The sequence below is a fragment of the Collimonas arenae genome, from assembly GCF_000786695.1.
Taxonomy (GTDB): domain Bacteria; phylum Pseudomonadota; class Gammaproteobacteria; order Burkholderiales; family Burkholderiaceae_D; genus Collimonas; species Collimonas arenae_A.
The window spans coordinates 1,314,508-1,332,158 of record NZ_CP009962.1; the positions used below are offsets into that span (position 1 = coordinate 1,314,508).

Consider the following 17,651-nt stretch of genomic DNA (forward strand, 5'->3'; position numbering starts at 1 on the left):
TTTGCAACATTCTTGCTAGTGCGAGGCTTTCGAGTGATTGCGGTCAAGAAACAAAGCTAGTGAGGTGCCTGCAAGCGCACCAAGAATCAAGCCGATAATGAGAAATATGGACAATTTTGGGGAGGCGGGGCGAGCCGGGACATAAATCGCATCAACAATCATCGTTGGGAACGTGTTGGTTTTTGTATGCAGGTCTAATAGCGTCGCACGTTCCGCCGTTAATCCACGAATTACGTCATCCTGTTTCGAGATCAGGTTATTTGCCAGTACGCTTGGTTCAAATTTAGCGCCATTGGACGATGCCACCATGTTCTTCAAGCTGGCTTCCAGGCGTGCTTTTTCATCTATTGCCGCAGTCGTCTGATTTTTATTCGTTGAAATCCGATCGTCCAGATTTTTCATCAGTGGTGCTAGGCGCTCATCGTGCGCTTTAATTAAAGCAAGTGCTCCCGCATTGAGATAGGTTTTTGCTTCTTCTCTTGAATAGGCCGCAACGCTAACGTCAATGAAGTTGGTATTTTTTCCGGGAATAGCTTTAAGCGTCTTGCGTAGAAGACGTGTACGTCCATCCGTCAATTCGTCCAAGGGTAATCCTGCGGTTGTCAGCGCTTGATCTTGTAGCTGACGTTGATTAAAGCGCTCTGCCGCTTGTGCCGTTGATTCGATTAAAGTCATCTGAGTCAGCGGCAATTGACCAATTTGCAAGGTTGCGGAAGCTTTCCATTGCGCGGGTGTTACATACCAGAATCCGAACGAGGCAACCAAGACAATTGCTATGCACGCCAGTACAAGAAACCAATGCCGTTTGAGGCTGGTCCAAATAGCGGCAATATCTATCAGCTCAACATCGTCGGCTGGGGCAATACTAGTATTATTTGAAAAATTGTTGGACATGGGTAATAGGTTATTTAACAAGTACAGTTAATCTTATTATCATTTATTGAATATTATTCTACAGCAGCATAACTCTGCTTAGATAATATTGAGTTCAAATCGCAAGTCCCGCCGCCGTAGCAGATGCCCAGGCCCATTGAAAGTTATAGCCGCCAAGCCATCCTGTTACGTCAACCGCCTCGCCAATAAAATACAGGCCTGCAATCCGATTTGACACCATGCTCTGTTGAGATAGTTCCTTTGTGTCGATTCCGCCAAGAGTAACTTCTGCTTTGCGATAGCCTTCGGAACCATTCGGTTGGATGGCCCAGCGATTAATGGCGCTTCCCAAATCTCGCAGCAGGCGGTCGGGAGTATCGGCAAGACGGGCCGCCGGGTCAAGTTTATTTGCTTCGATGATGCCGTGGGCAAGCCTTGTCGGCAACCATTGGGCAAAGACGTTACCAAGATTTTTTTTAATCGAGGATTTGCCTTCGGTTAGGGTCTTGGCAATGTCGACTTCCGGTAAAAGATTAAGCTGCAGTGGAGTGCCGCTTTTCCAAAAACTGGAAATCTGCAAAATCGCCGGACCGGAAAGGCCGCGGTGGGTAAATAGCAAATCTTCTTTGAATTCCCCGCGGCTTTTTTTATCTCCGGTGGCGACTTCGACAGGCAAGGCAATGCCAGCCAATGGCAGAAATGGTTGCCAGGCAGCGGAATCGAAGGTCAGTGGCACCAATCCGGGCTGTGGCTCGACCATGCGCAGATCGAATTGGCGGGCAATTCGATAGGCAAAATCGGTGGCGCCGATTTTAGGAATAGAGAGCCCGCCGGTAGCGATGACGACATTGTTTGCGAGTATCTCGCCTGCGCTGCTGTCGATCCGAAACAGATCGCCGCTTTGGCCGATGTTGGCGACGCTGCATGGCATACGCCAGCTGACATTACCTAGGTCGCACTCGGCTTTGAGCATGGTGATGATTTGCTCTGAGGAGTCATCGCAAAACAATTGTCCTTTATGTTTCTCGTGATACCCGATCCGATACCGTTTCATCAGGCCGATGAAATCTTGCGGGGTATAGCGTGACAGGGCGCTTTTGCAAAAATGCGGATTTTGCGACAGGAAATTCTGTGGTCCGGCGTTGATGTTGGTGAAATTGCAACGGCCACCGCCAGAAATGCGGATTTTTTCCGCCAGCTTGGTAGCGTGATCAATCACAACAACCTTTTTCCCGCGTTGTCCAGCGACTGCCGCACACATCATGCCCGCAGCGCCTGCGCCGATTACGGCGACATCAAATTGTTTTTGCATTGATCAGTGTGAGTATTTTTTATTATCTATTGCTTCTATTGGTAGTACGGCGGAGGTTCCTGCCCCATCCACAACTCTGACGACAACCGCATCATGTCATTGAGCGAGCCGCGCTGGACAAACGTTTGCCGCAACCAGCTGGCATCGCTTAAGCGTCCCTCTGCCATATGGCGCAGGCGCTTCAAGGCCAGTTGCTCTGCATCGTTCTGAGTATACCGCTGTAAGTCTTGTAAATGGCTCAGAAGATGTTCATAGATCGGCAGTTTCGATGAGTCGGCAGGATTGCTGCTGTGTAGCGCCATAGAGCCGCCAAGGCCGTAACGGCTAGCTTCAAAGCGGTTGTATTGATACAACAGGTAGAAATCGTTGGTGATGACATAGGGCCGTTCCGTCAAAATCCAGCGAGCCAGCAATTGCGCATAGCAGCCCAGGTGCGCTGCATGCTCAATTGTCAGGGGCGTGTCGCACACGCGTATTTCAACTGTGCCGTATTCCGGCTTGGGGCGAATATCCCAGTAAAAATCCTTCATGCTACCGATGATTCCGATGCGCAACAATTCGTCGTAATAGGATTCGAAGTCAGTCCAGCGTGTGAGCGTAGGCGCGGTGCCAGACAAGGGGAAAGCGCGTACCACGTTGCTGCGCGAAGACTCAAACTGGGTATCAGCACCTTGGTAAAACGGCGAAGCAGCTGAGAGTGCGATGAAGTGCGGGACGAAGCGCGAAAATGCATGAGTCAGATAGAGCGCGTCGTCGCCATTTGGCACGCCGATGTGGATATGCTGGCCGAATACCGTAAAGGTCTTTGCCAGATAGCCGTATTTTTCATGTAAATGATGGAAGCGCTCGCTAGGGGTAATACGTTGTTCGTTCCAATGCTGAAAAGGATGGGCGCCGCCGCCGGAGACATCGATGTTCAGGTATTGCGCGCCACGGTTCAATGCAGCGCGCAAGCCTTTCAATTCCTCGATCAGATGGTCAACCCGCGTGTGGACATCGGAATTCAACTCGATCATGCCTTGCGTCATTTCCAGCTTGATCTGTTTTTGCAAATCGCGCGGCTCGATCCATGTCAACAGATCGACAGCGTCGCTGGCAAGATTGTAGTTGCGACGGTTCACCAGTTGTAGTTCAAGTTCGATTCCCATGGTAAACGGGGAAGAACTGGTAAACGGCAGAATCTCGGCTTTTGTTTCGCCCACATCGACATCGTGGGTTTGCGTATTGTCAGTCATCGATTCACCTTTAATTCTCACTTTCACTCACGTCCGCTTTCGCCCGATTTGATCAAGGCAAACTGGGTGGCAATCGGTCCTAGTAATTCCAGGACGATCAGGCAACCGGCCAACAGAGGTAAAACGTCAGCTGTGGTGTTTGGGTAGAGATAGGCGGTGGTTTGCATCAACCCAAGCCCCGCTTCCGTCATGGGAAGCGTTCCCAATGTGATCAGCGCCGCCTGTTTCCATTTCATCTTGGCGAAATGGGCGAAGGAAAACACCCCGCAAGCCATGGCGATAAACCTTGCCGCGATCAGTACTGCCACCGATGCGCCGACCATGGACAAGTCGGACAGCCGGATTGACGCGCCGATCGTGATAAACAGCATCACGATAAACAATTCATTGGCGACGCCGAATTCAAGCTCCATCAAGTCGTACTGATGATCAAGGTTTTTCGACATGATGGCGAAGATCAGCATGGTCAGCAATATTGGTAGCTGAAGTGCATGCGCTGCGCCGATCGCCAGTGTGATGACGGCGATCACCAGCACGAACTGGCGGCTTGGCTGACGGCCCAGCAAGCGCGCAAGCGGAATCATCAGGCGATAAGTCAGATAGGCCAGCACCAGCGAACCACATAGCGAATACAAGGTATGCGCCACCAAGGTGCCGAAGGGAGTGGCGCTTTCATGTGCGACTACTGGCAACAAAGCATATGCGGCCAACAAGGCCACAAAATTATTCAATGCGGTCATGGCAGCGAGGCGGCGTGTTACCTGGCCTTCTGCCTTGAGATCGCGCACAACTACCATCACTACTGCCGGGGCGGTGGCGATTGCCAGTACGCCGCCTAGCAGCGCCAGTACGCGCGAGGTGCCAAGCCAGATCAAAGCGCCGCTGACGAAGGTGAAGCACAGCACGGCGCTCAGCATGACGGTCGCCAACAGCCATTTTTCCCGACGTAGCCAGCCGATGTCGACATAGCGTCCAAGCTGATAAATGACAAGCGCCATCGCCATGTCGGAAAAGATATTCGCCAACTTCAGTACATCGCCGGACAGCCAATTAAAGCCGCCTACACCGAGCAGGAAGCCGACGATCAGATAACCGGTGATGCGTGGAAACCAAGGGTTTTTCGTTACGATATGGCCGCCCACCAGCCCGAACAGCAGCAAACTGCCGAACAGTAACAGCGCATTCCATTGAATGGGCTGTGCCAGTGCAAAGGGCGGAAGAGTCCAATCCATGGATCCTCCAGAAAGTTAGTCTTGCGGCGTCAAAATTATCTGAAACTACGCCGGACAAGATGCCGTATCGGCAGATGAATGGGTATTGCTGAAGGGCGGATGGCGAGCTCCGCCGTATTTCTCGCATTTGCACTTGTTAAGCGCACTCTCCTTATATTGATTATATTGGCGTTGCGCTATCTTACCTACTTAAGGTAATACCTAAGAACATTGGATTGCGATATTTTGTTAGAGCAATTTTTATCATGTCGATTGACAGATAGTACATGCATCCACGCTTTTACCATGTGACGCCGCAGTTCAGTGTGCTTTGTTCGTCTATGTGAAAAATAGTTCCCTTGGGGAATCAGCCTTGTTCTGTCTGCTGTATTTTTCGATACGGCTTGATCCGATTATTTAGAGGCTGTTGCGAAATTAAGCTGGCTAGGCGTGTCGACGAAGACAGTACGAGCAGTACGGCTAGGAGCGGATGGCCGCCCCGACGTAACAACGCCAGGTTAATTTCGCAACAGCCTCTTAGAGAGTCCGCAAGACCCGGCAAGCCATCAAACATTGTTCGACCTGAGCAGAAACGGGTTTTGGAACAAGTGCTGTTTGCATGAGAACCTGTTGGATCCAGCTGGCGGTGCTGGCAGCATCGCGTTGCTCCGGCAGAGCCGGGATGTCATTGGCAATTTCTTGTTTTTCAACCAGCGTGGTTTGGGTGCCGGCATGAAACCAGTCGATTTTCTGCGCCTTCCTGGCGTTTGCCACCGTTTCGCCTTCGGTCCCGCGCATCAAGAACACATCTCCGCGTTCCGCAGCGGCGGTCGTCGTGAAGTACGCCGTCAGCATGGTCAGGTATTCCGGATGTGTATAGGAGCTTAGGCGCAAGGCGGGTACCGCGAACGGCTGCATGATCTTGACCAGAGTGTGGGTAGAGTTGCGGACTCCCAGAATCCGGCGCATGGATAGTAGTCGCGCCATTTTCGGAGCCAGCGCTTCGATCGGCATGAATGCCGGCAAGCGCTTTTCAAAACACGTTTGCGCCTGTTCGATACTGCTGCAATGCGATTGCCCCAGCGCCTGGAAAATGTCGGCACTGGTGACGCGACCGGGATCTGTCAGCACACCATGCACCAAGACCGGCACGCCTTCACGCGCCAGCAGCATGGCGAGCAAGGGGGTCAGATTGGCCATGTGGCGCGCGCCGTTGTAGCTCGGAATCACTACCGGTGCGTAAGACGATGCGCTGTTTGCCGCTGCAATAGGCGTTTCCGGTAGCTGGATTTGCCTAAACGATGCTTCGGCGGCCTCCAGGAAACCGGCAATTTCATCAACCGATTCTCCTTTGATGCGCATCGCCAGCAGGATGCCGCCCAGCTCCAGGTCGGAGACCCGGCCGTCCAGCATCGCTGCGTACAGATCACGGGCATCGTTGCGCGACAAGCTGCGCGCGCCGTCCTTGCCACGGCCGATCTCCTTGATGAAGCGAGCGGCAGGAAAGGGGGGGGCTAAAGGAGTATTTGTCATGGATGGATACGAATGTGATTTTCCGGATTGGACCAGGCAGGGGAATATGGATAGGGATTTTACTTTACCAGCGGAGGTAGAGGCCTATCGGGTAGAATCGTCGCTCAAAACGGTTGTTTATGTCTGGTAGAGTATCTCTGCGATGCTTGCTTGGTAATGTTTCTTCTTCGGGTTTATATGGCATTCGATCCTCGTCAGCTTGAAATATTGCGGCCGCAGCTAGTGCGCTTTGCTGCGCTGCAGTTGCGCAACGACGCCCTGGCCGAAGACGCCGTGTCGGAAACGATTATTGCTGTACTCGAACATCCAGACCGCTTCCAGCAGCAGTCTTCGTTCAAGACCTATGTTATCGGTATACTCAAGCACAAATTGCTGGACCAGCTAAGACGCGGCAAACGCGAGGTGCAGTTAGGTAACGACGAGGATGACGATCGCAGCGACGCCGAGATGTTCGATGCGTTGTTTACCTCTTCCGGGCATGCAATGGAAGCCGCGCCTAGCTGGGGAAATCCGGATGAAACCCTGGAGCGCAAAGAGTTTTTCGATATTTTGCAATTATGCATTGATAAGCTGCCGCCGAAGACCGGGCGCATTTTCATGATGCGTGAGTGGCTGGAACTGGATACCGACGCGATCTGCAAGGAACTCGATATTACGGCAGCGAATGCCTGGGTGCTGCTGCATCGAGCCCGTACCCGGCTCAAGGAGTGCTTGCAAATAAGCTGGTTCGGGGCGCGGGCTTGAATTCTGAGCCTATTGGACTAGATAAGAAGAAATGAAATGTCCGAACTATTTCAATTTCATTGAGTGTAAGCATTTGGTCCTTAGCGCGACCAATTACTATTGTTGTACAGTCAGCCAAGCCTTACATTTACTTTTATGTCATATAAACGCTTGATCCCACATTGCCGCGATACCCAGCAACTCCTGTCGCAGGCGCAGGATAGCAACCTTTCGCTGCTCACCCGCGCTCGGGTGCGTGTACATCTGTGGACTTGCACAGCTTGCACCCGGTTTTCGCAGCAACTTGTCTTCATCAGGCGAGCGATGCAGCAACTCGGCAAGGATTAATCACATCCGTCGCAAGTAGCGGTCGCGCTTTCCTTTACAATGCGGCATTGCCTATTTACTGGCCCCTTCATTTGTCTCATTCATGATTGTTCTCGGTGTTGAATCTTCCTGTGACGAAACCGGCCTCGCGCTCTATGACACCGAGCGCGGCTTGCTGGCGCACGCCTTGTATTCGCAAGTAGCGATGCACGAGCAGTATGGTGGTGTAGTGCCTGAACTGGCGTCGCGCGACCATATCCGGCGCGCTATTCCCCTTTTGCAACAAGTATTGTCCGAAAGCGGCGTCGTCCGTCAGGACATTGACGCGATTGCCTATACCCAGGGGCCGGGTTTGGCCGGGGCGCTACTGGTCGGGGCATCAATCGCATGCGGCCTTGGCCTAGCGCTGGATAAACCGATGCTGGGTGTACATCATCTAGAGGGGCATTTGCTGTCACCGCTACTGGCGAGCCAGCCGCCGACCTTCCCGTTTGTTGCCTTGCTGGTATCGGGTGGTCATACGCAACTAATGCGCGTTGATGGCGTCGGACAATATACGTTGCTGGGCGAAACGCTGGACGATGCTGCCGGAGAAGCGTTCGACAAATCGGCCAAATTGCTCGGTCTTGGCTATCCTGGTGGGCCGGCGATTTCACGCATGGCCGAATTTGGCGATCCCTCGGTCTACCAGTTGCCGCGGCCGATGTTGCATTCGAAAAACCTGGATTTCAGTTTCTCGGGCCTCAAGACGGCCGTGCTGACGCTGGTCAAGAACCATCAAACGAATATCTGCGAGCAAGACAAAGCCAATATTGCACGCGCGTTTGTCGATGCGCTGGTAGAAGTGCTGGTGGCGAAATGTTTGGCGGCGTTGAAGCAGACCGGGCTCAAGCGCCTGGTGATCGCAGGCGGCGTAGGTGCTAACCAGCAATTGCGTACGGCGCTGAATGCCGCAGCGGAAAAGCGGCGTTTCCGCGTGTATTACCCGGAGTTGGAATTTTGTACAGACAATGGCGCGATGATTGCATTCGCCGGCGCCATGCGCTTGCAAATCAATCCGGAAGCGGCGCAGCGGTCCTATGCCTTCAATGTGCGGCCACGCTGGCCATTGAATGAACTTGGTATCTGAATCTGAGCAAATTCCCAGCTAGGCGTATAATGCGCGACTGTGGTACAAAGTGCGTCGGGAATGATGTTTAAATGGCAACCTGGCTTGCGACGCTGAGAGCGTCTCCACAATCATTTGGCTCATCATGAGTGAGCTGACACGAAATTCACGAATTCAATTGAAAGCATTAGTGCCTTTTTACGAACATGTGTTCGTTGTTTGAGTGTATCTTGCACCGAAGGCCGCCAACTACCATGTCAGACATACAGTCCGAAAATCAAGCTGCAACTCAAGCCGCAATTCCAGCCGAAACGCCAGTCCAGATCGAGGCTGATCCAGCAGTGCCGGTTACGCCTTCCGTTCGTTTTGCAGACTTCGGGCTATCGCCGGATATCCTGCGCGCGCTCAACGATCAAGGCTATGTGCATCCGACCCCGATCCAGGCGGAAGCGATACCGATTGTGCTGCAAGGCCGCGACGTGATGGGCGCGGCGCAAACCGGAACCGGTAAAACAGCCGGTTTTTCCTTGCCGATCATCCAGCTGTTGCTGGCGCACGCCAATACCAGCGCCTCGCCGGCGCGCCATCCGGTACGGGCGCTGATCCTGACGCCGACGCGTGAACTGGCAGACCAGGTGGCGGAAAACGTCAAGGCCTATTGCCGTCACACCCCTTTGCGTTCGACCGTGGTGTTCGGCGGCGTTGATATCGGGCCGCAAACTGCGGCATTGCGTTCAGGCATTGAGATCGTCATCGCTACGCCGGGCCGCTTGCTGGACCACGTCCAGCAAAAGACCTTGAACCTGTCGCAGACGCAGATCCTGGTAATGGACGAAGCCGACCGCATGCTCGACATGGGGTTCCTGCCCGATTTGCAGCGCATCATCAACCTGTTGCCGAAAGAACGTCAGAACCTGATGTTCTCGGCGACCTTCTCTGGCGAAATCAAAAAGCTGGCAGCTACTTTCCTCAAGAATCCAGTGACGATTGAAGTCGCGCGCAGCAACGCCACCGCCGATAACGTCACGCAAACCATGTACCGGGTCGAGGATCAAACCAAGGCCCAGGCAGTATCGTTCATCATTCGTGAACGTAACCTGAAGCAGGTTATCGTCTTTTCCAACACCAAGATCGGGGCCTCGAAACTGTCGCGTCATCTGGAAAACGAAGGCGTCAAGGCCTCGGCGATTCACGGCGACAAGACACAGAACGAGCGTATGGCCGCATTGGAAGCATTCAAGCGGGGCGAAATCGAGGTGCTGGTGGCGACCGACGTCGCAGCGCGCGGCCTGGATATCGCCGAACTGCCGTGCGTGATCAATTTCGACCTGCCTTACAACGCGGAAGATTATGTGCACCGTATCGGCCGTACCGGCCGTGCCGGCGCTTCCGGCGATGCGATCTCCCTGTTTGCCGACAAGGACGAGCGTTTGCTGGTCGATATCGAAAAGATGATCAAGCACAAATTCGTGCGCACTGAACTGACCGGATTTGTCGCCAAGCCATCCAACTCGGATCGTGAACGTTCAGGACGCCGTGACGGCGCCGATGGCCGCGGCGAACGGAGTGAACGTGGCGGTGATCGTAACGATGGACGCGGTGCATCGTCTGTGTCGTCCGGCCGCAGCCAGCAACACACGCGCAGCGCCTATACATCGACGCCAACCGGTCGGAAAGAAAAAATCGACCCATGGTTCCTCAAGCCCTATGAGCCGACACTCTCGGCAGTCGAACCATCCGCTGCGGCGCCGGCCGGCAGCTCCATCAAGTCGCCCAAGGTCAAGCTGGCAGCGTTGCTGGGCGGCGTGCCAAAGCGTTAATCAATCGTTGCATCACCCGGGCGAGTCGCTTCAAGATTCGCCCATGCGGCAATGGCCAGCGGCCAGAACGCGGCGATATTCTCGACATGTCCGATATCCAGCCCCAGAAACCAGGCCGCCTTGTTGAGCGCTTGCAGCGGCTGTGTCATGTCGATGGCTTGTGCGCCATTCTGCTTCGATAGTTTCTCGCCGTCGGCATTGGTGATGACCGGTACATGCAGGTATAGCGGCGTGGCCAGCAGCAACTGGCGCTGCAGGTAAATCTGGCGTGCGGTTGAATCCAGCAGATCCGCGCCGCGCACTACATGCGTCACGCCTTGTTCGGCATCGTCGACCACCACCGCCAGCTGGTAGGCCCAAAAACCGTCCGCGCGCTTCAATACAAAATCTCCCACTTCGATCGCCAGATGCTGTTGCATGCGGCCAAGCCAGCGATCGTCAAAAATGATCAGCTCATCGATGTGACCCGGGTCCGGCACCCGCATCCGGTAAGCGCGAGCTGGCTTGCCGACCGGCAGGCCGCTACGGCAGGTGCCGGGATAGACCGCCGCACCGTCGGCAGCGACGCAAATGCGCGAGTCGACTATCTCACGGCGCGTGCATCCGCAAGGATAGGCGAGCCGCCCGAGACAGTCGAAGGCCGCTTCATAGGCCACGCCACGCTGGCTTTGAAGCATTACTTCGCCATCCCACTGCATGCCGAGCGCGCTTATATCCGCCAATATCGATTCCGCCGCTCCGGCAGCAGTACGGGCTTCATCGACATCCTCCATGCGCAGCAGCCAGCGGCCATGGTGCGCCTTCGCGTCCAGGTAACTAGCCATCGCGGCTACCAAAGAGCCGGCGTGCAAGGGGCCTGTGGGCGATGGGGCGAAGCGGCCGGTATAAGTTGCTTGATTAGACATTGCTGGTCGATTCATGATGAGGTTGCTGCCCTGGCGATGGCAATGCCTGGGCGGTTGCTCCAAGCAACGCGCGCTGCGTCGCCGGTTCGCTGAGTTGCGCAATGAACCACTTGAGAGATTTCCCCACGACCGGCGTGCGCCAGGCAATCTGCGTCTTGTCGCTGGGTTTGGCTTCGGTGGTTTGTTTTTCGATCAATGCGCCTGAAGCAAAATAGGGCGCGGCCATCCAGCGCGGCAAATGGCCGCAACCGAGACCGCTGAGTTGGGCCTCCAGCTTTGCCGTGATGGACGGCACGGTGAGGATGTCCTGGCCATTCAACAGGCCTGAATTAATGCTGGGCAGGGTGCGGCCAGTGTCGCCCACCGCCACCGCGCGATATTGTTGCACCAGGCTGGCAGTAAGCGGCTCCGGCGCATTTGCCAAGGGGTGATCGGGTGCTACTGCAAAGACCCAATCGATCATGCCTAGCTGACGGGTCTGGAAGCCGCCGCTCATGCGGATACTGTCGGGGCCGCTATGCGGAGCGCCAATCGCCAGGTCGGCGCGGTCGAATAATAAGGCCTCCCAGACGCCTGACAGGGCCTCGTGCGAAATGCGCAGGCGGGTGCCGGCATTCTCACGGTCAAAGGCTTCGATCAGCGGCAGCAAGCTGTCAAACGGGATGATGCTGTCAAGGACAATGCGAAGCTCAACTTCCCAGCCGGTCGCAGCACGCTTGACCCTGCGCTCCAGTTCTTGCGCCGCCAGCAGCAAATGGCGGCCTTCAGTCAGCAGTTCAAGGCCGGCGACGGTGAGTTTAGCGCGATGGCCGCGGCGGTCGAATAGCAGCACATCCAGATCTTCTTCGAGCTTGCGCACGCTGTAAGTGAGTGCTGACGGCACGCGATCCAGCTCGATAGCGGCGGCGGCAAAGCTGCCTTTGCGGTCTATCGTGTCGAGGATTTGCAAAGCTTCCAGCGTCAGATTCATTATTACTTAACGAGTAACTGTAGAGAAAACCGTAAATACCAGCCAGGTTGCATGCAGACAGTAGCTAATGCCGGTGAATATTGTAAAAATTTCATTCAGATAAATTGAATGATATATCGAAATTTTGCGACTGTCTAAAGCCATTCCTTGCAGCTATAGTGCCAATTAAAGTAATGGATAGCTATAGAGAATTTCTATAGTGAAATAAATTTCCAGATATATCATCATCGAATTTCGACGTTGGACGGCATGCATAACTTGACTGCTTATCTGGTTTTTCGTTCGCCGGACAGTGAGATTTTGCAAAGCCGATTGTCGCTATTTATCGCCATTTATTTTCGTTGTTTCTTCTCGTTGTTTATTTTTTAACTGAGTTTTACATCAAAAAGGGTATTGTCATGACCAAAGTTGCTATCGTTTATCACTCCGGCTACGGCCATACCAAAAACCAGGCTGAAGCAGTGCACGCCGGTGTCTTGCGTTCGCAGGGAGCGACGCCGGAACTGGTCGCCATCGACGCCGAAGGCAACCTTAGCGAAGCGGCCTGGGCATCCCTGGAAGCGGCTGACGCAATCATTTTTGGCACGCCAACCTACATGGGCACGGTTTCCTGGCAGTTCAAGAAATTTGCGGATACCTCGTCCAAGCAATGGTTTGGTCAAAAATGGAAAGATAAAGTCGCTGCCGGTTTTACCAATTCGGCCACGATGAATGGCGACAAGGGCACCACCATGAGTTACCTGATTACCTTCGCGATGCAGCACAGCATGGTATGGGTGGGCACCGGCCTGATGCCGTCGAACAGCAAAGCCGCGACACGTAACGATGTGAATTTTGTCGGCGGCTTCTCCGGCGCGCTGGCGCAAAGCCCGTCCGACTCGTCGCCGCAAGAAGGTCCCGCCGCTGGTGATCTCGAGACCGCCAGCCTGTTTGGCCAGCGGGTTGCTGAGACTGCGCGGAAATTCAAGCAGCAATCGCTTTGATTTGACGGCCGGGCAGGGCTAGCAGTCATGCGTCAAGTTTGTCCGCCCGGAAAGCAAAAAGCCCGCTGGATTGACAGGCGGGCTTTTTGTTGTTTTTTACTTTTGGGGTTTAATGCGCTGCTGTGGCCTCCGTCGCTACCGGAACGGCTTCCGGAAGACAATGCGGACAGGATTTGCCGGCAACATACTGCGGCGAAAGCTGCTGGCGCGGCGTTACCACAGAGCGGCAGGCATAGCATTGAACAGTAGCGGTTTCTTGCAGCTGCGGATTGAGTGCGGTGCGATAGTCGAATACAAAGCAATCGCCGTCGTAATGGGCGCCGCCGCATTCTTCGAAATATTTCAGGATGCCACCTTCCAGCTGATAGACGCTGTCGTAGCCGATGTCTTGCATGTGGATCGCGGCTTTTTCGCAGCGGATGCCACCGGTGCAAAAGGTAACAATGGTCTTGTCCGCCAGCTCATCCTTGTGCTCGGCGATCACGGCCGGGAATTCGCTGAATTTCTCGATGCGATAATCGATAGTGTTTTCAAACGTGCCGACGTCGACTTCAAATGCGTTGCGGGTATCCAGCATCACCACCGGTTTGCCGTTGTCATCATGGCCTTGATCCAGCCAGCGCTTCAAAGTCTGCGCCTGCACCGCCGGAGCCCGGCCCAGTTCCGGCTTGATCAGCGGGTGCTTCATCGTGATGATTTCAGCTTTCAGCTTGACCAGCATGCGGGTGAACGGCTGCTTTTCCGAATAGCTTTCCTTTACTTCCAGATCCGCAAAGCGCTCGTCGGCGCGCAGCCAAGCCAGAAACTGGTCGATTTGCTCGCGCAGGCCGGCCAGGAACAGGTTGATTCCTTCGGGAGTCAGCAAGATCGTGCCTTTTAGTTGCAATTTCTTGCAAATTGCAAGAAATTCAGGACGTTTTTGCTCTGTATCTGTGAAGGTGACGAATTTATAGGCCGCGATATTGACGAAAGGATGACTGGACTGCATGGCTTATTTCTCGGTAAGTCGTTGATTTATCAGTATTATAAACGCCGGACACAGGTTTGCCCAATTTTGACGAAAGTCTGTCTGGCCTCGGGGTAAAATACCGCCCATGACGACACCGCAATTTATTCAGCAGTTTATTCACCTACGCCTCCATTCAGAGTATTCCATTGTCGATGGCCTTGTACGCATCGACGACGTAGTGAAAGCTGCAGCCAGCGATGGCCAGGCTGCACTTGGCATTTCCGATCTCGCCAATTTGTTCGGCATGGTCAAATTCTATAAGGCTGCGCGGGGCAAAGGCATCAAGCCGATTATCGGCTGCGACGTCTGGATTACCAACGACGACGACCATGACAAGCCATCGCGCCTGTTATTGCTGGTCAAGAATCGCCAAGGGTATCTGCAGCTATGCGAATTGCTGTCCCGTGCATGGCTGGAAAACCTGCATCGCGGCCGCGCTGAAATTCGCGCCGAATGGCTGGCCGGTCTCAAGGATCATGGCGATGGAAACGGCTTGATTGCGTTATCCGGCGCGCACTTCGGTGATATCGGCATTGCCATCGATAATGGCAATCCGGAGGCGGCCGAGCGCTGCCTCCAGCGCTGGTCCACTATCTTCCCGGACAATTTCTATGTAGAAGTGCAGCGCGCCGAACAACCGAATATGGAGGTGCATGTGCGCCAGGCGGTGGCGCTGGCGGCGAAATTCGGTGTGCCGGTGGTGGCCACTCATCCGACCCAGTTCCTCGACAAAGAAGAGTTCATCGCGCACGAAGCGCGTACCTGTATCGCCGAAGGCGAGATGCTGGCCAATGCGCGCCGCGTGCGCCGCTTCAACGTGCAGCAATCGTTCAAGACTCAGGCAGAAATGGCGGAGCTGTTTGCCGATATGCCGGGGGCCTTGCAGAATTCCATCGAAATCGCCAAGCGTTGCAACCTGACACTGCAGCTGGGCAAGCCGCAACTGCCGGATTTCCCTACGCCGGACGGCATGACCATCGGCGAATTCCTGATCCAGCAATCGCAGGAAGGCCTGGCGTTGCGCCTGGTGCATCTGTTCCCCGACGAAGCCAAGCGCGAGCAGCAGCGCCAGCGTTACCAGGACCGGCTGAAGTTTGAAACCGACACCATCATCAAGATGGGATTCCCCGGTTACTTCCTGATCGTTGCGGAATTTATCCGTTGGGCCAAGCAGAACGGGGTACCGGTCGGACCGGGGCGGGGTTCCGGCGCGGGTTCGCTGGTGGCGTATTCGCTGCAGATTACCGATCTGGATCCGCTCAAATACAACCTGCTGTTCGAACGTTTCCTCAACCCTGAGCGGGTATCGATGCCCGACTTCGATATCGACTTTTGCCAGGAAGGCCGCGACCGCGTCATCCAGCACGTCAAGGATTTGTACGGTAAGGATGCGGTGTCGCAGATCGCCACCTTCGGTACCATGGCCGCCAAGGGCGCGATCCGTGACGTCGGCCGGGTGCTCGATTTTGGCTACAATTTTTGTGACGGCATTTCCAAGCTGATCCCGTTCAAGCCGGGTAAGCACGTGACGATCGCCGATGCGATCCAGGAAGAGCCGATGCTGGCGGAACGCTTGGAAAACGAAGAAGAGGTCAAGCAACTGCTCAACCTGGCGCAGCAAGTCGAAGGTATCGCCCGCAACATCGGCATGCACGCCGGTGGCGTCCTGATCGCCCCGGGCAAGCTGACCGATTTCTGCCCGTTATACACGCAAGGCGGCGATGCCGGCGTGGTCTCGCAATACGATAAAGACGACGTGGAAGCAGTCGGCCTGGTCAAGTTCGACTTTTTGGGCCTGACCACGTTGACTATCCTCGATCGTGCAGTGCGCTACATCAAGCAGCTTGATCCAGCCATGGCGGATTTCAGCCTGGAAAAATTGCCGCTCAACGACCGTGCTTCTTATGAATTGCTGACCGCCGCCAAAACCGTGGCCGTGTTCCAGCTGGAAAGCCGCGGCATGCAAGGCATGTTGAAAGATGCGCGGCCTGACCGCTTCGAAGACATTATCGCGCTGGTGGCTTTGTACCGTCCGGGCCCGATGGACCTGATCCCTGATTTCTGCAAACGTAAGCACGGCGAACGCTTCGACTACCCTGACCCGCGGACCGAAGGCATCTTGTCTGAAACCTACGGCATCATGGTGTATCAGGAGCAGGTGATGCAGATGGCGCAGGTGGTCGGCGGCTACTCGCTCGGCGGCGCCGATTTGCTACGGCGGGCAATGGGTAAGAAGAAGGCTGAAGAGATGGCGGAACATCGCCAGATTTTCCGTGACGGTGCAGCCAAGGACGGCTTGTCCGAGGCCAAGGCCGACGAAATTTTCGACTTGATGGAAAAATTCGCGGGCTACGGCTTCAACAAGTCGCACGCAGCCGCCTATGCCTTGCTGTCGTATCACACAGCCTACCTGAAAGCGCATCACCCTGCAGCGTTCATGGCCGCCAACTTGTCGTTGGCGATGGACGATACCGAAAAGATCAAGATCCTGGTGGAAGACGCGCTGGTTATCTGCAAGCTGACTTTGCTGCCGCCGGACATCAACGCATCGGACTACCGTTTCACGCCGGAAGGCGAGCCGGGCAAGAAGGCGACCTTTATCCGCTACGGACTCGGAGCCGTGAAAGGCTCAGGACAGAACGCGATTGAAGCCATCATCGCTGCCCGCCAGGAAAAGCCGTTCGTCGATTTATTCGATTTCTGCCTGCGGGTCGACAAACGCCAGATCAACCGCCGTACCATTGAGTCGCTGATACGCGCTGGCGCATTTGACTGTTTCAAGGTCGACCGTGGGATCCTGCTGGCGTCGGTGCCGCGCGCGATGGAGGCCGCAGACCAGAAACTGGCGTCGGCCAACCAGGTCAGCCTGTTTGGCGGCGACGACAGCGATCTCGAAGCACCGATCGAATATGTACAGGTAACACCCTGGACCGATAAGCAGAAACTGACCGAAGAGAAGACTGCCCTCGGTTTTTATCTGTCCGGGCATCTGTTCCATGCCTATGCCGGAGAGGCGCGCCGCTTTGCACGCACGCCGCTTGGCAGTCTGGAGCCATCGCGTGAGCCGCGTACCATGGCCGGCATCATCTCTGGTTTGCGGACGCAAATGACGCAGCGTGGAAAAATGATGATCGTCACTCTGGATGACGGCAGCGCAACGCTTGACGTAACTGTCTACAACGAACAGTTCGAGCCGAACAAGGCTTTCTTCAAGGAAGACGAGTTCCTGGTAGTACAGGGCAAGGTCTCGGAAGACCGCTTTAACGGCGGCTTGCGGGCCTCCGCCGAAAAAGTGATGGACATCGCTACCGCACGTATTCACTATGGCCGCCAGTTTGTGCTGTCGCTGACATCTTCAGAAAAGAAGATCGACGTGGTGCAATTGCGGGATATGCTGGCACCGCACCGTTCGGACAACGGCTTGCCCTTGACTCTGCGCTACACAGGCGAGGGCGTGGCTTGCGAAATGCTGTTCGGCGACGACTGGAGAGTGTCGCCGAGCGACGGTTTGCAGTTTGCCCTGGTAGAGAGAATCGGTTCGGGAATGGTCGCTGTGGAGTATTGAGGCCGCGCTCGACATATTTTGTGCGCCAGCGTCAATCGGCGCTATTCGGAACATCCCTCGACTCTGCTGCAGGAGAA

At 54.9% G+C, this 17,651-nt stretch carries 14 protein-coding genes; 6 read left to right on the top strand and 8 right to left on the bottom strand.

Features of this window, described 5'->3' with window-relative positions:
• Positions 1 to 15: 15 nt before the first annotated feature.
• The 5 genes from LT85_RS05925 to ybiB form a co-directional block, all read right to left on the bottom strand.
• Complete coding sequence (locus LT85_RS05925; protein WP_038486483.1) at positions 16 to 894, bottom strand: Wzz/FepE/Etk N-terminal domain-containing protein; 879 nt, start codon at positions 892 to 894, stop codon at positions 16 to 18.
• Between the two features lie 94 nt (positions 895 to 988).
• Positions 989 to 2,185, bottom strand: a complete 1,197-nt coding sequence (locus LT85_RS05930; RefSeq protein ID WP_038486485.1) for an NAD(P)/FAD-dependent oxidoreductase — start codon at positions 2,183 to 2,185, stop codon at positions 989 to 991.
• A gap of 35 nt (positions 2,186 to 2,220) precedes the next feature.
• The gene (locus LT85_RS05935) at positions 2,221 to 3,420 is read right to left on the bottom strand and encodes a YbdK family carboxylate-amine ligase (protein WP_038486487.1); all 1,200 of its coding nucleotides are present in this window, start codon (positions 3,418 to 3,420) and stop codon (positions 2,221 to 2,223) included.
• Positions 3,421 to 3,443: 23 nt separating this feature from the next.
• A complete protein-coding gene (locus LT85_RS05940; RefSeq protein ID WP_038486490.1) occupies positions 3,444 to 4,652 on the bottom strand; it encodes a cation:proton antiporter in 1,209 nt (402 codons plus the stop codon).
• Positions 4,653 to 5,168: 516 nt separating this feature from the next.
• The gene (gene ybiB / locus LT85_RS05945) at positions 5,169 to 6,164 is read right to left on the bottom strand and encodes a DNA-binding protein YbiB (protein ID WP_038486492.1); all 996 of its coding nucleotides are present in this window, start codon (positions 6,162 to 6,164) and stop codon (positions 5,169 to 5,171) included.
• Between the two features lie 177 nt (positions 6,165 to 6,341).
• Here ybiB and LT85_RS05950 point away from each other — a divergent pair, with 177 nt between their 5' ends.
• The 4 genes from LT85_RS05950 (at position 6,342) to LT85_RS05960 (ending at position 10,142) form a co-directional block, all read left to right on the top strand.
• Positions 6,342 to 6,908, top strand: coding sequence for a sigma-70 family RNA polymerase sigma factor (locus LT85_RS05950; RefSeq protein ID WP_038486494.1), 567 nt, complete (start codon positions 6,342 to 6,344; stop codon positions 6,906 to 6,908).
• 135 nt (positions 6,909 to 7,043) lie between these two features.
• Positions 7,044 to 7,235, top strand: a complete 192-nt coding sequence (locus tag LT85_RS27290) for a zf-HC2 domain-containing protein (protein WP_081992103.1) — start codon at positions 7,044 to 7,046, stop codon at positions 7,233 to 7,235.
• An 82-nt stretch (positions 7,236 to 7,317) separates the two neighbouring features.
• The gene (tsaD, locus tag LT85_RS05955; protein ID WP_038486496.1) at positions 7,318 to 8,343 is read left to right on the top strand and encodes a tRNA (adenosine(37)-N6)-threonylcarbamoyltransferase complex transferase subunit TsaD; all 1,026 of its coding nucleotides are present in this window, start codon (positions 7,318 to 7,320) and stop codon (positions 8,341 to 8,343) included.
• Between the two features lie 233 nt (positions 8,344 to 8,576).
• Positions 8,577 to 10,142 (top strand): DEAD/DEAH box helicase, encoded by a 1,566-nt coding sequence (locus LT85_RS05960; RefSeq protein WP_081992104.1) that lies wholly within the window; start codon positions 8,577 to 8,579, stop codon positions 10,140 to 10,142.
• Here LT85_RS05960 and gluQRS read toward each other — a convergent pair.
• Complete coding sequence (gluQRS, locus tag LT85_RS05965; RefSeq protein ID WP_038486498.1) at positions 10,139 to 11,047, bottom strand: tRNA glutamyl-Q(34) synthetase GluQRS; 909 nt, start codon at positions 11,045 to 11,047, stop codon at positions 10,139 to 10,141. The genes LT85_RS05960 and gluQRS overlap by 4 nt on opposite strands.
• Complete coding sequence (locus LT85_RS05970) at positions 11,040 to 12,017, bottom strand: LysR family transcriptional regulator (RefSeq protein ID WP_038486500.1); 978 nt, start codon at positions 12,015 to 12,017, stop codon at positions 11,040 to 11,042. Before LT85_RS05970 ends, gluQRS begins: the two co-directional genes overlap by 8 nt.
• A 398-nt stretch (positions 12,018 to 12,415) precedes the next feature.
• Here LT85_RS05970 and LT85_RS05975 point away from each other — a divergent pair, with 398 nt between their 5' ends.
• Positions 12,416 to 13,000, top strand: a complete 585-nt coding sequence (locus LT85_RS05975) for a flavodoxin family protein (RefSeq protein ID WP_038486503.1) — start codon at positions 12,416 to 12,418, stop codon at positions 12,998 to 13,000.
• 109 nt (positions 13,001 to 13,109) lie between these two features.
• Here LT85_RS05975 and LT85_RS05980 read toward each other — a convergent pair whose 3' ends face one another.
• Positions 13,110 to 13,988: a sulfurtransferase gene (locus tag LT85_RS05980; RefSeq protein ID WP_038486505.1), complete on the bottom strand. Its 879-nt coding sequence runs from the start codon at positions 13,986 to 13,988 to the stop codon at positions 13,110 to 13,112.
• Positions 13,989 to 14,094: 106 nt separating this feature from the next.
• Here LT85_RS05980 and dnaE point away from each other — a divergent pair, with 106 nt between their 5' ends.
• Positions 14,095 to 17,574: a DNA polymerase III subunit alpha gene (gene dnaE, locus LT85_RS05985; protein ID WP_038486507.1), complete on the top strand. Its 3,480-nt coding sequence runs from the start codon at positions 14,095 to 14,097 to the stop codon at positions 17,572 to 17,574.
• Positions 17,575 to 17,651 lie beyond the last annotated feature (77 nt).

What these genes read in the sequence shown, in the direction of transcription:
- LT85_RS05925 (WP_038486483.1), bottom strand. Translation starts at nt 894, where the DNA reads ATGTCCAACAATTTTTCAAATAATACTAGTATTGCCCCAGCCGACGAT.
- LT85_RS05930 (WP_038486485.1), bottom strand. Translation starts at nt 2,185, where the DNA reads ATGCAAAAACAATTTGATGTCGCCGTAATCGGCGCAGGCGCTGCGGGC.
- LT85_RS05935 (WP_038486487.1), bottom strand. Translation starts at nt 3,420, where the DNA reads ATGACTGACAATACGCAAACCCACGATGTCGATGTGGGCGAAACAAAA.
- LT85_RS05940 (WP_038486490.1), bottom strand. Translation starts at nt 4,652, where the DNA reads ATGGATTGGACTCTTCCGCCCTTTGCACTGGCACAGCCCATTCAATGG.
- ybiB (WP_038486492.1), bottom strand. Translation starts at nt 6,164, where the DNA reads ATGACAAATACTCCTTTAGCCCCCCCCTTTCCTGCCGCTCGCTTCATC.
- LT85_RS05950 (WP_038486494.1), top strand. Translation starts at nt 6,342, where the DNA reads ATGGCATTCGATCCTCGTCAGCTTGAAATATTGCGGCCGCAGCTAGTG.
- LT85_RS27290 (WP_081992103.1), top strand. Translation starts at nt 7,044, where the DNA reads ATGTCATATAAACGCTTGATCCCACATTGCCGCGATACCCAGCAACTC.
- tsaD (WP_038486496.1), top strand. Translation starts at nt 7,318, where the DNA reads ATGATTGTTCTCGGTGTTGAATCTTCCTGTGACGAAACCGGCCTCGCG.
- LT85_RS05960 (WP_081992104.1), top strand. Translation starts at nt 8,577, where the DNA reads ATGTCAGACATACAGTCCGAAAATCAAGCTGCAACTCAAGCCGCAATT.
- gluQRS (WP_038486498.1), bottom strand. Translation starts at nt 11,047, where the DNA reads ATGTCTAATCAAGCAACTTATACCGGCCGCTTCGCCCCATCGCCCACA.
- LT85_RS05970 (WP_038486500.1), bottom strand. Translation starts at nt 12,017, where the DNA reads ATGAATCTGACGCTGGAAGCTTTGCAAATCCTCGACACGATAGACCGC.
- LT85_RS05975 (WP_038486503.1), top strand. Translation starts at nt 12,416, where the DNA reads ATGACCAAAGTTGCTATCGTTTATCACTCCGGCTACGGCCATACCAAA.
- LT85_RS05980 (WP_038486505.1), bottom strand. Translation starts at nt 13,988, where the DNA reads ATGCAGTCCAGTCATCCTTTCGTCAATATCGCGGCCTATAAATTCGTC.
- dnaE (WP_038486507.1), top strand. Translation starts at nt 14,095, where the DNA reads ATGACGACACCGCAATTTATTCAGCAGTTTATTCACCTACGCCTCCAT.